The sequence below is a fragment of the Rhizobium sp. G21 genome (genome assembly GCF_014158035.1).
Taxonomy (GTDB): domain Bacteria; phylum Pseudomonadota; class Alphaproteobacteria; order Rhizobiales; family Rhizobiaceae; genus Rhizobium_E.
Genome location: NZ_JACFXW010000001.1, coordinates 2,555,059 through 2,569,063, shown reverse-complemented (window position 1 = coordinate 2,569,063; position 14,005 = coordinate 2,555,059). Strand labels below are relative to the sequence as shown.

The following is a 14,005-nucleotide window of genomic DNA, read 5'->3' as shown; positions in this document are numbered from 1 at the left end:
GCTTTTCTCGTGGAATCCCGCCCCTGAGCCAAGATTTGGACGAGGATTGACCTCTTCAGGCCTTCACGCCCTTGGTCATACGGTCGAGGAGATTGGTTTTCCAGTAGAATTTGTGCACGAACACCGCGCCGATATGGCCGATGACGAGAACCCACATCGCAAGCTTCATCGGACCGCCATGGATGAAACCGGCCAGCCCGATATGGCCGTAGAATTTGGCGATACCGGCCAAAGGCATGGCGATCAGCAGCGCGTAGAGCAGCCCATGAGCGAACTTGGCGATCATCTGAAATAGGGCGGGCTCGGCCGCAGGCGCGGCCGGCACTCCCAGAACAAAACGCAGGATAAGCCGAAGCGCGGTAAAAGCGAGAATCGCAAAGCCACTATAGATATGGAGATTGGCGGAGGTCCATTCTTCCGGGGTCGGCGTCTTGCCGCCGCCGAGCAGATCGGTCACGCGCTCGATCTGGCCTGGCAGCAGCAGATTGAAGAAGATCAGCAGCACCGTCAGCCAGTGGAGGACGCGCTGCGGGACGCTATAGCTCAAGGGCTTCATTTTCTTGCCTTTTATCAAATAGATAATGGGTAGACGGAGCCCTAGAAACGCAGATTGCGCCCGCTTTCGCAAGGCGCAATCGCATCGTTTACGGAACTTTACATTCCGGCTCGGCTCACATGTGGATCGGCTTGAAGAACGTCGCGAGCGCGGCTTCCTTGACGGCTTCCGACATGGTCGGATGCGCATGGCAGGTGCGGCCGAGATCCTCCGACGAACCGCCGAATTCCATCAACACTGCGGCCTCATGGATCATTTCTCCGGCGCCGAAGCCGACGATGTGGACGCCCAGCACGCGGTCGGTCTGCGCATCGGCGAGGAACTTCACGAAGCCTTCCGTCGCTTCCATGGCGCGGGCGCGGCCATTGGCGGTGAAGGGAAATTTGCCGACCTTGTAGGCGACGCCCTGGGCCTTCAGTTCCTCCTCGGTCTTGCCGACGGAGGCGACTTCCGGCTGGGTGTAGACCACGCCCGGAATGACGTCGTAATTCACATGGCCATGCTGACCGGCGAGGATTTCGGCCAGCGCCACGCCTTCGTCCTCGGCCTTGTGCGCCAGCATCGGCCCCTTGACCACGTCGCCGATGGCGTAGATGCCGGCGACATTGGTGCGATAATGGCCGTCGATCTCGATGCGGCCGCGATTGTCCAGAGCGACGCCGGCTTCTTCCAGCCCGAGGCCGGCCGTATAGGGCTTGCGGCCGGTGGCGATCAGCACGACATCGGCGTCGATCGTTTCAGGATCGCCGCCCTTGACCGGAGAGAACGTCACCTGAGCGCCGTTTTCGGTGCGCGAGACGCCGGTGACCTTGGCGCCGAGTTTGAAATCGAAGCCCTGCTTGGCGAGAATGCGCTGGAACTGCTTGGAGACTTCGCCATCCATGCCGCCGAGGATCGTGTCGAGATATTCGACCACGGTGACCTTGGCGCCGAGGCGGCCCCAGACCGAGCCGAGCTCGAGGCCGATCACGCCGCCGCCGACCACGACCAGCTTTTCCGGCACCTTGTCGAGCGCGATGGCGCCGGTCGAGGAGACGATCACCGTCTCGTCGATCTCGACGGCGACGCCCGGAATGCCCGCGACATCGGACCCCGTGGCGATGACGATATTCTTGGCGTCGAGCACCTGTGTTTCGCCGGCGTCATTGGTGACCGAGACCTTGCCGGCGCCGACGATCTTGCCGGTTCCCTGGAAAGCGTCGATCTTGTTCTTCTTGAAGAGGAACGCCACGCCGTCGACATTGGCCTTCACCACGCCGTCCTTGTGGCCCATCATTTTCGGCAGGTTGAGCGACGCGCCGGCGATTTCGATGCCGAGGCTGTCCATGCCGTGCGAGACATGGGCGAACTGTTCGGAGGCGTGCAGCAGCGCCTTGGAGGGGATGCAGCCGATATTGAGGCAGGTGCCGCCATAGGTGGCGCGCTTTTCGATGACGGCCGTCTTGAGGCCGAGCTGGGCGGCCTTGACCGCGCAGACATAGCCGCCGGGGCCGGTGCCGATCACGATGACATCATAGGACATGGTCTTTTCCTTCTTTGGGGCGGTCAGCGGCCGCCGCTGACATTCAGCATGGCGCCCGTCACATAGGACGCCTGTTCGGACAGAAGATAGAGCGCGGCGTCTGCGACCTCGTCGGCCGTGCCGGCGCGCTGCATGGGAATGACGGAGGCCATCTCTGCGGCGCGGTCGGGCAGTCCGCCCGAGGCGTGAATATCGGTGTCGATCACCCCGGGACGGATGGCGTTGACGCGGATGCCTTCGGTGGCGACCTCGCGCGCGAGCCCGAGCGTGAACGTGTCGATCGCCGCCTTTGAGGCGGCGTAATCGACATATTGCCCGGCGCTGCCGATGATGGCGGCCATGGAGGAGATATTGACGATCGACCCACCCCGTCCGCCCTGGGTCGTGGACATACGCTTCACGGCTTCGCTCGCGCAGCGAATCTTGCCGATCACATTGATGGCGAACATGCGGTCGAGCCGGGCGCGGCTGTAATCGACCACTTTCTCCGGCATGTCGACGACGCCGGCATTGTTCACCAGTCCGTCGAGGCGACCGAAGTCACGATCCACGGCCGTGAAGATGGCGGCGATGCCCTCTTCGGTCGAGGTGTCGCCCTGGACGATCCGCGCCGCGCCGCCCTGCCCTTCGATTACGTCGGCGAGCGCGCGCGCCGCCCTCATTGCTGGCGTAATTGATCATCACCGCCCAGCCCTGCGCCGCGGCCTTGCGGCAGATGGCGGCGCCGATGCCGCGGCTGCCGCCGGTGACGAGAAGAACCGGTTTTTCCGTCATGCGCCGCATCCCTTCAGCGTGAACACGTCCCAGGGAGCGATCCGGTCCTTGTCATTGTCCCAGGCGGAGGACTCGACGAGAGCGGGTCCGAAGCCGGACAACAGTATTTCCGGCGCGGCGGGCTGGCCCTGTTGCGGCAGGAGGTTCAACCGTCCCGCTGCCTCGCCATAGATCACGCCTTCCCAGACGGTGCATTTGGCGAGATCCGCGCCGGTCACATCGCCGTCCGGGCATTGATTGAACACCATGCCGCTCGACCGCGCCACGGGCTCGGTCGACATCACATAGCCGTCGAGCGCCGGGCGCTCGCCGGGCCTGACGATCTCGAAGCGATGCGTGGCCGAGGCCGACTGACTGTCGACCGGCAGGAAACGAAGTTCGAAGAGTTTGTCGGAATCGGAATAGACGGCGCGTTCCTGCGTGCAGGCCTCGCCCGCCGCCATCGCCGGGCTTGTACATAGGAAGACCGAGACTGCGGCCAGCGCGCGTCGCATCTCATCCCGCCTTTTCGGTCGCGAGCTTCAGGCCGAAGCCGATGAAGACGACGCCGCTTGCGCGGTTGATCCATTTGCTCATCCGGGCGAAGGCGGCGCGCATGGCGGGCGTGGTCATGAAATAGGACACGCCGACGAACCAGGCGATCAGGCAGGAGGCCATGACCAAACCGTAACCGAACTTCACAAAGGACGGCGTGTCGTGATGGACGACGGCGGAGAACACCGACAGGAAGAAGAACACCGGCTTCGGATTGAGCGCATTGGCCATGAAGCCAAGTCCGAACGCCTTGACGGCGGATTGTCCGCGCGTTTCCGCTCCGTCTGGTTCCCGACCCGGGCCGATATCGCTCGCGCCGGCGCGCAGCGATTGAATGCCGATATAGACGAGATAGGCGACGCCGCACCATTTGATGATGTTGAACAGCAAGATCGACTGGGAGATCACCAGCCCCAAACCGAGGATCGTGTAGGTCACGTGAAACATCAGCGACACGCCGATGCCGATGCTGGTGACGATCGCCGCGCGTCGGCCATGTGTGACCGACTGACGAATCACCATCGCAAGATCCGCGCCCGGCGAGACGATGGCGAAGGAGAAGATCGCCATCAGCGACAGGAGTTCGAGAAGATAGTGCGACATCGTCAGGCGTCTCCGGTCAGAACAGCAGTGCGGCGGCCATGCAGCCGAGCCCGGCCATAGCGACGAGCCAGGCGAACGAGCGGATATAGGATACGCCGAAGAGGTAGAGAGGGATATAGGCGAGACGACCGACAAACCAGATGACGGCTCCGACTTGCCCAAGCCGAGAATGCGGCTCGGCGATGGCGAGCGCCAGCGCAAGACCGATGAAGGCCGGATAGGTTTCCTGGAAATTTCGCAGGGCGCGTTCGGCCCTTCCCGCCAACTTTCCCTGCGGCTTCTTGTTGTCGTCGCGCGGGCCGGCATTCCATTGCGAGCCGAGTTCGCGCGTGGCGAGGTTTCCCTGCAGCATGATATGGAGGACCAGCAGGACGACGCTGAGCCCAACGAGCCCCGGGAAAGTGAGGAAGATCAGGTTTTCCATTTGGGCCGTCTCCGGAAGGCGGCCGGGCGCGGAGTGAACGCGCCCGGCAGGATCAGATCAGATTAGAGGTCGAGAACCAGGCGTTCCGGATCTTCCAGGCTTTCCTTGACGCGCACCAGGAAGGTGACGGCTTCCTTGCCGTCGACGATGCGGTGATCGTAGGACAGCGCGAGATACATCATCGGGCGGATGACGACCTGGCCGCCGATCGCAACCGGACGCTCCTGGATCTTGTGCATGCCGAGAATACCCGACTGCGGCGCGTTCAGGATCGGCGAGGACATCAGCGAACCGTAGACGCCGCCGTTCGAGATGGTGAAGGTGCCGCCCTGCATGTCGGCCATCGACAGCTGGCCATCGCGGGCCGCCTTGCCGAGACGACCGATATCCTTCTCGATTTCGGCGATCGACATCTGGTCGGCGTCGCGCACGATCGGAACGACGAGGCCCTTGTCGGTGCCGACGGCGACGCCGATATGGCAGTAGTTCTTGTAGATGATATCCGTGCCGTCGATCTCGGCGTTGACGGCCGGGATTTCCTTGAGCGCATGCGTCACGGCCTTGGTGAAGAAGCCCATGAAGCCGAGCTTGACGCCATGCTTCTTCTCGAAGATGTCCTTGTACTTGTTGCGCAGGCTCATCACCGCGGTCATGTCCACCTCGTTATAGGTGGTCAGCATGGCGGCGGTGTTTTGGGCGTCCTTGAGGCGCTTGGCGATGGTCTGGCGCAGGCGGGTCATCTTGACGCGCTCTTCGCGACCCTGATCCTGTGCCGACGACGGCGCGCGGGCGGCGGCCGGAACCACAGCCGGAGCGGCGGCGGCGGGCTTGGAGATCGCGGCGAGCACGTCTTCCTTCAACACCTGGCCGCGCTTGCCGGAGCCGTCGACGGAGCCTGAGGCGACATTGTTGTCGGCCATCAGCTTGGCGGCGGCCGGAGCCGGCGGCATGCTGGTGGCGAGAGCGGAGGGCGCTGCGGCCGGAGCCGGAGAGGCGGCGACTGGGGCGGCGGCGGGAGCCGGAGCTGCGGCAGGCGCGGGAGATGCGGCAGGAGCAGAGGCGCCGGCGCCTTCGGAGATCTGGCCGAGCAGGCCACCCGGAGCCACGGTTTCACCCGCCTGGGCGGTGATTTCAGCGAGAACGCCGGCAGCCGGAGCCGGCACTTCGACCGTCACCTTGTCGGTTTCGAGCTCACAGAGGATTTCGTCGGCGGCGACGGTGTCGCCGACCTTCTTGAACCAGGTTCCAATCGTGGCTTCGCTGACGGATTCGCCGAGGGTCGGGACGCGGATTTCAGTGGCCATGTCGTTTTTCCGTTTGTGTGATCGTCGAGGATCGAATGTCGTGTTGGGCGAAGACGGAAGCTGAAAATCAGCTTCCGAGCGCGTCTTCGAGGAAAGCGGCGAGCTGGGCGAGATGCTTGGACATCAGGCCCGTCGCCGGGGAGGCTGCCGCCGGACGACCGGTATAGCGCACGCGCTGATACTTGGCGTCGATATGGGCCAGCACCCATTCCAGATAGGGGTCGATGAACGCCCAGGCGCCCATGTTCTTCGGCTCTTCCTGGCACCACACCATCTCGGCGTGACGGAAGCGCGAAAGTTCGTTGATCAGCGCCTTGGCCGGGAACGGATAGAGCTGCTCGACGCGCAGGAGATAGATGTCGTCGATGCCGCGCTTCTCGCGCTCTTCCAGAAGATCGTAATAGACCTTGCCGGTGCACATCACCACGCGGCGGATCTTGGCGTCCTTCTGCAGCTTGATCGGGCCGTCCTTGATGACTTCGGCGTCGTCCCACAGCAGGCGGTGGAAGGAGCTTTCGCCCGCCATTTCCGACAGCGAGGACACCGCGCGCTTGTGGCGCAGCAGGGACTTCGGCGTCATCAGGATCAGCGGCTTGCGGAAGTCGCGCTTCATCTGGCGGCGCAGGATGTGGAAATAGTTAGCCGGCGTCGTGACGTTGGCCACCTGCATATTGTCTTCCGCGCAGAGCTGCAGGAAGCGCTCGAGACGGGCCGAGGAATGTTCCGGGCCCTGACCTTCATAGCCATGCGGCAGAAGGCAGACGAGACCGGACATGCGCAGCCACTTGCGTTCGCCCGAGGAGATGAACTGGTCGAACACCACCTGCGCGCCGTTGGCGAAATCGCCGAACTGCGCTTCCCACAGCGTCAAAGCCCCGGGGCGAGCCAGCGAATAACCATATTCGAAGCCGAGAACGGCTTCTTCAGACAGCATGGAGTTGATGACTTCATACTTCGCCTGGCTGGGCGAAAGATTGGCCAGCGGAATATAGCGCTCTTCCGTCTCCTGATCATAGAGCACCGAATGGCGCTGTGAGAAAGTTCCGCGTTCGCAATCCTGACCCGACAGGCGGATCTTGTGGCCGTCGAGGCAGAGCGAACCGAAGGCGAGCGCTTCGCCCATCGCCCAGTCGATGCCCTCGCCGGTTTCGATCATGTTGGCGCGGTTTTCCATGAAACGCTGGATCGTCTTATGCGCCTTGAAGCCGTCCGGGATGGTCGACAGCTTCTTGCCGATTTCCTTGAGCGACTTCATCGGCACCGCGGTCTTGCCGCGACGCTGTTCATCGGCATTGTCGGCCGTGCGCAGACCCGACCAGAGACCGTCCAGCCAGTCGGCCTTGTTGGGCTTATAGGCCTGGCCGGCCTCGAATTCCTGTTCGAGATGGGCGCGCCAATCGGCCCGCATCTTCTCGAATTCGCCCTGGGTTATCAGTCCCTCGGCGACCAGGCGCTCGCCATAGATCTGCACGACGGTCTTGTGGCCGCGGATGACCTTGTACATCTTCGGCTGGGTGAAGGACGGTTCGTCGCCTTCGTTGTGGCCGAAGCGGCGGTAGCAGAACATGTCGATGACGACGGGCTTGTGGAATTTCATCCGGAATTCGGTCGCGACCTTGGCGGCGTAGACCACGGCTTCGGGATCGTCGCCGTTGACGTGGAAGATCGGCGCCTCGATCATCTTGGCGACGTCGGACGGATAGGGCGAAGACCGCGAGAAAGCCGGATTGGTGGTGAAACCGATTTGGTTGTTGATGATGAAGTGCATGGTGCCGGCGACGCGATGGCCGCGCAGGCCGGACAGGCCGAGAATTTCGGCAATGACGCCTTGGCCGGCAAAGGCCGCGTCGCCATGCAGCAAGAGCGGCAGAACCTTGGCGCGCTCCTTGAGCGGGATGATGTCGCCGTCCCAGGTCTGGGCGAGCTGGTCCTGCTTGGCGCGGGCCTTGCCCATCACCACCGGGTCCACGATTTCCAGATGCGACGGGTTGGCGGTCAGCGACAGGTGAACCTTGTTGCCGTCGAACTCGCGGTCGGACGAGGCGCCGAGATGGTACTTCACGTCGCCCGAGCCTTCCACGTCGTCGGGCGCGTAGGAACCGCCCTTGAATTCGTGGAACACGGCGCGATGCGGCTTGTGCATCACATTGGTCAGCACGTTCAGGCGACCGCGATGGGCCATGCCGAGCACGACTTCCTTGAGGCCGCTCTGGCCGCCGCGCTTGATGATCTGTTCGAGCGCGGGGATCAGCGATTCCCCACCGTCGAGGCCGAAGCGCTTGGTGCCCTTGTATTTGACGTCGATGAACTGCTCGAAGCCCTCGGCCTCGATCAGCTTGGAGAGAATGGCCTTCTTGCCGGCCGGCGTGAAATCCACGCCTTTATCAGGGCCTTCGATGCGCTCCTGGATCCAGGACTTCGCTTCGGGATCGGAGATATGCATGAATTCGACGCCGAGCGTCGAGCAATAGGTGCGTTCGAGGATCTCGATCATCTCGCGCACGGTCGCGTATTCGAGGCCGAGCACGTTGTCGATGAAGATCTTGCGATCCATGTCCTCGGGGCCGAAACCGTAATTGGACGGCGACAACTCGTTGAAGTCGTCGACAGGGGCGGCGATCCCGAGCGGGTCGAGCTTGGCGTGCAGATGACCGCGCATGCGATAGGCGCGGATCATCATGATGGCGCGGACGGAGTCGCGCGCCGAGCGCTCGATATCGGCCGGGTTCACTGGCGCAGCGCCCGGGGCAGCGGCGGCCTTGGCCTCGATCTTCTTGGCGACGGCCTTTTCGACTGCCGGCCAGTCGCCGTCGAGCGCGTTGACGAGTTCGCCATTCGCGGTCAGCGGCCAGTTCTTCTTCTGCCAGGACGCGCCTTTGGCCGCCTTGGAAACATCGCCCGGATTGTCCTGAAGCGCGCGGAAGAACTCCTGCCATTCGGGCGTCACCGAATCAGGGTTTTCCTGGTAGCGGGCGTAAAGCTGCTCGATATAGTGGGCGTTGGCGCCATCAAGGAACGATGTCGCCAGGAAATTCTGATTGGCCTCTTGCCTTGCCATGTTTCCAATGCGGAGCGGGCTCCGCCTCCTGATCTGTCGTCGGGGCCTGTTATAGCCGGCCCGGTTTGCAAAGGCGGAGGCATGACCTCCGCCTTCCTGTCGTCAGCCCTTGAGCACTTCGACCAAGGTTTTTCCAAGGCGAGCCGGCGAAGGCGAGACCTTGATGCCGGCCGCTTCAATGGCGGCGATCTTGGATTCGGCGTCGCCCTTGCCGCCGGACACCACGGCGCCGGCATGGCCCATGGTGCGACCCTTCGGCGCGGTGCGGCCCGCGATGAAGCCGGCCATCGGCTTCTTGCGGCCCTTCTTGGCCTCGTCGATCAGGAACTGGGCGGCGTCTTCTTCGGCGGAGCCGCCGATTTCGCCGATCATGATGATCGACGTGGTCGCGTCGTCGGCCAGGAACATTTCCAGAACGTCGATGAATTCGGTGCCCTTGACCGGGTCGCCGCCGATGCCGACGGCCGTGGTCTGGCCCAGACCTTCGTTCGAGGTCTGGAACACCGCTTCATAGGTCAGGGTTCCCGAGCGCGACACGATGCCGACCGAACCCTTGCGGAAGATCGAGCCCGGCATGATGCCGATCTTGCATTCTTCCGGCGTCAGGATGCCCGGGCAGTTGGGGCCAAGCAGCCGGGACTTGGACTTGTCGAGCTTGGCCTTGACCCGCACCATGTCCATGACCGGGATGCCCTCGGTGATGCAGGTGATGAACGGGATTTCGGCGTCGATCGCTTCGATGATCGCATCGGCCGCGCCGGCCGGCGGAACATAGATCACGGTCGCGTCGGCGCCGGTCTTGTCGCGGCCTTCGGCGACGGAGGCGAAGATCGGCAGGCTTTCGCCCTTGGAGCCGGTCCAGGTTTCGCCGCCCTTCTTGGGATGAATGCCGCCGACCATCTGCGTGCCGTAATAGGCGAGCGCCTGTTCGGTGTGGAAGGTGCCGGTTTTGCCGGTCAGGCCCTGAACCAGGACCTTGGTGTTCTTGTTGACGAGAATCGACATGGTGTTCCGGTCCTTCCGATTAGCCGTTGATCGCCGCGACGATCTTCTTGGCGGCGTCGTCCAGATCGTCGGCGGCGGTGATCGCCAGGCCCGATTCGTTCAGGATCTTCTTGCCAAGCTCGACATTGGTGCCTTCGAGACGCACAACGAGCGGAACTTTGAGGCCCACTTCCTGCACGGCCGCGACCACGCCTTCGGCGATGACGTCGCACTTCATGATGCCGCCGAAGATGTTGACGAGGATGCCCTCGACTTTGGGATCAGCGGTGATGATCTTGAAGGCCGCCGCAACCTTCTCCTTGCCGGCGCCGCCGCCGACGTCGCAGAAGTTCGCCGGCTCCTTGCCGTAGAGCTTGATGATGTCCATGGTCGCCATGGCGAGACCGGCGCCGTTGACCATGCAGCCGATATTGCCGTCGAGGGCGACGTAAGCGAGATCCCACTTCGACGCTTCGATTTCCTTGGCGTCTTCTTCGGTCTCGTCGCGCAGCGCCTTGACGTCGTCATGGCGAAACAGCGCATTGCCGTCGAAGGACACCTTGGCGTCGAGCACGCGCAGATGGCCATCGGTCATGACGATCAGCGGGTTGATCTCGAGCAGCGACATGTCCTTCTCGCTGAAGGCCTTGTAGAGGATCGGGAACAGCGACTTCGCGTCTTCGGCGGCTGCGCCGTCGAGTTCGAGCGCGGAAACGATCTTGGCGACGTCGTCGGCGGTGACGCCGGTTTCCGGATCGATGGCGATCGTGTGGATCTTCTCCGGCGTGTCATGAGCGACCGCCTCGATGTCCATGCCGCCCTCGGTAGAGACGACGAAGGCCACGCGGCCCACCGAACGGTCGACCAAGAGCGAGCAATAGAGTTCGCGGGCGATGTCGGCGCCGTCCTCGATATAGAGGCGGTTGACCTGCTTGCCGGCCTCGCCCGTCTGGGCGGTCACCAGCGTGTTGCCGAGCATGTCCTTGGCGTGGGAGACGGCTTCCTCGATCGATTTCGCGAGGCGCACGCCGCCCTTGGCGTCGGGGCCGAGCTCCTTGAACTTGCCCTTGCCACGGCCGCCGGCATGGATCTGGCTCTTGACCACGTAAAGCGGACCCGGAAGCTGCTTGGCTGCGGCCTCGGCCTCGTCGGCCGAATGGATCGCCACACCCTGGGCGACCGGCGCGCCGAAGCCCTTCAGAAGGGCTTTGGCCTGATATTCGTGAATGTTCATTGGGAAATCCTGTCAGGTAACGGATTACTTCAGCGACGGCGCGATGTTGACGCAGGCTTCGCAGAGGCCGGCGACGGAAGCGACCGACTTGTCGAAGGCGGCCTTTTCGGCGCCGTTCAGATCGATCTCGATAATGCGTTCGACGCCGCCCTGGCCGATGACCGTGGGAACGCCGACATACATGTCCTTCACGCCATACTGGCCGTTGAGATAGGCGGCGCAGGGAAGAACACGCTTCTTGTCCTTGAGGAAGGACTCCGCCATCATAATGGCCGAAGCGGCCGGAGCGTAGAAGGCCGAGCCGGTCTTCAGCAGGCCGACGATTTCGGCGCCGCCGTCACGGGTGCGCTGGATGATTTCTTCGAGGCGCTCCTTGGAAACCCAGCCCATGCTGACCAGATCCGGAAGCGGGATGCCGCCGACGGTGGAGTAGCGGGCCAACGGAACCATGGTATCGCCATGGCCGCCGAGCACGAAGCCGGTGACGTCTTCGACCGAAACGTTGAATTCCTGCGCCAGGAAGTAGCGGAAGCGGGCGGAGTCTAGCACGCCGGCCATGCCGACCACCATGTTCTTCGGCAGGCCGGAGAACTTCTGCAGCGCCCAGACCATGGCGTCGAGTGGATTGGTGATGCAGATGACGAAGGCGTTCGGGGCATATTTCTTGATGCCGGCGCCGACCTGTTCCATGACCTTGAGGTTGATGCCGAGAAGGTCGTCGCGGCTCATGCCCGGCTTGCGCGGCACGCCGGCGGTGACGATGCAGACATCGGCGCCTTCGATGGCGGAATAGTCGCTCGCGCCGGAATAATGCGCGTCGAAGCCGTCCACCGGCGAGGACTCGGCGATGTCGAGACCCTTGCCCTGCGGAATGCCGTCGGCAATGTCGAACAGAACGACGTCGCCGAGCTCCTTCATGCCCGCGAGATGCGCCAGCGTGCCGCCGATCATGCCAGAACCGATGAGTGCGATTTTCTTACGCGCCATGGGAAATCTTTCCTTCAGGTTGTTGGACGCAGGGCGCTTCGCAATCAGAGCCCTGAATGGCGCATCGGAGTAAACCCAAAAGGTTAAAATATCAACACATTATTTTGGCGCCAGCAATTTCAATCGGTTAGAACTATATTTTCTTACGTAAACGTCAAAGTTTGTCGTATGATTGAAATAGAATAACGGTGTTTATTGGCAGGCGTCCAAATAGTCCCGGCTGCGCATTTCGAACAGGCGCGACACGGTGCGATCGAATTCGAAACCCACCGTGCCGCGCCGAACCGGCAGAAGCTCTTCCGGCATCACGGCAGCCGAGGCGACGAGCCGAATATGGCCGTCGTAAAGCGTGTCGACCAGATTGATGAAGCGCTTGGCTTCATTCTGTTTTTCGACGGTGAGCACCGGCACTCGCTCGATGAAGATGGTCTTGTACCGCTCGACGATCGCCAGATAATCGGCGGCTCCCAAGGGAGCCTCGCAGAGATCGGCAAAGCTGAAACGGGCGGCGCCGCCGGCGGCTTGCGGTACGCGGATCGTTCGCCCCTGCCGCTCGATTTCATCCGTGCTGCACTTGGCGCCATCGGTCATCGACCGCCATGCGGATTCGATCCTCGCCTCGGTCTCGTCAGTGATCGGCGTCAGCCAGACCGGCATGCTCCTGTTCTTCTCCATGCGATAATCCGTTGGCGTATCGAGCGAGACGATGTCGACATAGTGCTTGAGAAGATCGACGAAAGGCAAGAAGAGCTGGCGGTTCAAACCATCCTTATAGAGGTTGTCGGGTTCGACATTCGAGGTCGCCACCAGCACGCAGCCGCGGGCGAACAGCTCGGTGAACAACCGCGACAGGATCATGGCGTCGGCGATGTCGGTGACGGTGAATTCGTCGAAGCAGAACAGCGTCGCCTCTTTGGCGATGGATTCGGCGACAGGCGGCACGGGATCGGCCTGTTTGGTTTCGCCGCGCTTGAGCTTCTGGCGATGCTCGTGAATGCGCGCATGCGCATCCGCCATGAATTCGTGGAAATGAGCGCGCCGCTTGCGCTCGACCGGCGCCAGCGCGAACATCAGGTCCATCATCATCGTCTTGCCGCGGCCGACGCTGCCATGGATATAGAGCCCGCGCACCGGCTCTTGCGAGCGACGCCTGGAGGCGAAGAGCCAGCCGAGCGCCGAACTCTTGGCCGCCGGCTTCTGGGACTTCAGCGCTTCGAGAATGCCGTCCAGGCGCCTGGCGATGGCGATTTGTTGGGCGTCGCGGGTTATTTCGCCCGCAGCCGCCATCGCCTCCAGACGTTCGACGACGCTGGCGGAGTAGTCGGGAGGCGCTTTCATAAAATGCTGGACCTCAGCGGCTCAGGCTGACGGGCTGGCCGCCATTGACCGTGCCGTCATAGCGGTTCTCCGCCGATTTATAGAGCGTGGCGATCGTGTTGCCGGCGCGGTCGCGCAGCATAACCTGCTTGCCTGACACTTCCCAGGATCCCATTCCGGCGAGCGGGCCGACGCAGCCGCGCGTGCCGCCGCGCGATCCCGAGCCGAGATTGGTCAACGTCAGGAACATATCGCAGCCGGAGCCGGCGGAATTGACCTTCCAGCCGCCGACCATCGATTCCTTCTTGACGTCCAACGCCGTCGTGGGCGCGGCGGCCCCGGCAGGATTGGCGGAAGCGACCTGCTGGCCCTGTAGAGCCGGGTCGACGGTCGGCTTGTCGGGGAATTGCGAGGTGGAGGTCGTGGGGTCCGGAAGCTGTCCCGACTGCACCTGACCGATCGGCTGGGCCTCGAGAGGTTGCGGACGAACGCCGGTGTCGATGTCGTCCATTCTGTCGCTCGCGCAACCGGCCAGCAGCCCCATGGTGACCATCATGCCGACGACGGGTAAAATTCGCATCCCAGACTCCTAGTAACCGTCCTGTATGACCATGCGTGAAATATGGCGGAATTACCGTAGGGCGCCATGGTTAATCAAGCGCTAAGCTCGCAGGGCGAAAATTTTGACCCTGCTTGCGCGCCTTTGCC

The 14,005-nt window shown here is 62.8% G+C and carries 12 protein-coding genes and 1 pseudogene; all 13 read right to left on the bottom strand.

Annotation, left to right across the window (positions count from 1 at the left end):
* Positions 1-55: 55 nt before the first annotated feature.
* Positions 56-547, bottom strand: coding sequence for a cytochrome b (locus H2O14_RS13045; RefSeq protein WP_246697378.1), 492 nt, complete (start codon positions 545-547; stop codon positions 56-58).
* 124 nt (positions 548-671) lie between these two features.
* Complete coding sequence (gene lpdA, locus H2O14_RS13040; RefSeq protein ID WP_182827989.1) at positions 672-2,078, bottom strand: dihydrolipoyl dehydrogenase; 1,407 nt, start codon at positions 2,076-2,078, stop codon at positions 672-674.
* 23 nt (positions 2,079-2,101) lie between these two features.
* A pseudogene (locus H2O14_RS13035) lies at positions 2,102-2,852 on the bottom strand (SDR family oxidoreductase).
* Positions 2,849-3,346, bottom strand: a complete 498-nt coding sequence (locus tag H2O14_RS13030; protein ID WP_182827988.1) for a hypothetical protein — start codon at positions 3,344-3,346, stop codon at positions 2,849-2,851. Before H2O14_RS13030 ends, H2O14_RS13035 begins: the two are co-directional and overlap by 4 nt.
* A 1-nt stretch (position 3,347) precedes the next feature.
* A complete protein-coding gene (locus tag H2O14_RS13025; protein WP_182827987.1) occupies positions 3,348-3,989 on the bottom strand; it encodes a LysE family translocator in 642 nt (213 codons plus the stop codon).
* Between the two features lie 16 nt (positions 3,990-4,005).
* The gene (locus H2O14_RS13020) at positions 4,006-4,413 is read right to left on the bottom strand and encodes an MAPEG family protein (RefSeq protein ID WP_182827986.1); all 408 of its coding nucleotides are present in this window, start codon (positions 4,411-4,413) and stop codon (positions 4,006-4,008) included.
* A 62-nt stretch (positions 4,414-4,475) separates the two neighbouring features.
* The gene (gene odhB / locus H2O14_RS13015) at positions 4,476-5,717 is read right to left on the bottom strand and encodes a 2-oxoglutarate dehydrogenase complex dihydrolipoyllysine-residue succinyltransferase (RefSeq protein WP_182827985.1); all 1,242 of its coding nucleotides are present in this window, start codon (positions 5,715-5,717) and stop codon (positions 4,476-4,478) included.
* Between the two features lie 67 nt (positions 5,718-5,784).
* Positions 5,785-8,775, bottom strand: a complete 2,991-nt coding sequence (locus tag H2O14_RS13010; protein WP_182827984.1) for a 2-oxoglutarate dehydrogenase E1 component — start codon at positions 8,773-8,775, stop codon at positions 5,785-5,787.
* Between the two features lie 102 nt (positions 8,776-8,877).
* Positions 8,878-9,780, bottom strand: coding sequence for a succinate--CoA ligase subunit alpha (gene sucD / locus H2O14_RS13005; RefSeq protein ID WP_182827983.1), 903 nt, complete (start codon positions 9,778-9,780; stop codon positions 8,878-8,880).
* A 19-nt stretch (positions 9,781-9,799) separates the two neighbouring features.
* The gene (gene sucC / locus H2O14_RS13000; protein ID WP_182827982.1) at positions 9,800-10,993 is read right to left on the bottom strand and encodes an ADP-forming succinate--CoA ligase subunit beta; all 1,194 of its coding nucleotides are present in this window, start codon (positions 10,991-10,993) and stop codon (positions 9,800-9,802) included.
* Between the two features lie 24 nt (positions 10,994-11,017).
* Positions 11,018-11,980 carry a malate dehydrogenase gene (gene mdh, locus H2O14_RS12995; protein ID WP_182827981.1) on the bottom strand — a complete coding sequence of 321 codons (963 nt, stop codon included), beginning with the start codon at positions 11,978-11,980 and terminating at the stop codon, positions 11,018-11,020.
* A gap of 192 nt (positions 11,981-12,172) precedes the next feature.
* Positions 12,173-13,318, bottom strand: coding sequence for a cell division protein ZapE (gene zapE / locus H2O14_RS12990; RefSeq protein ID WP_182827980.1), 1,146 nt, complete (start codon positions 13,316-13,318; stop codon positions 12,173-12,175).
* 13 nt (positions 13,319-13,331) lie between these two features.
* Positions 13,332-13,877, bottom strand: coding sequence for a protease inhibitor Inh/omp19 family protein (locus H2O14_RS12985; protein ID WP_182827979.1), 546 nt, complete (start codon positions 13,875-13,877; stop codon positions 13,332-13,334).
* Positions 13,878-14,005 lie beyond the last annotated feature (128 nt).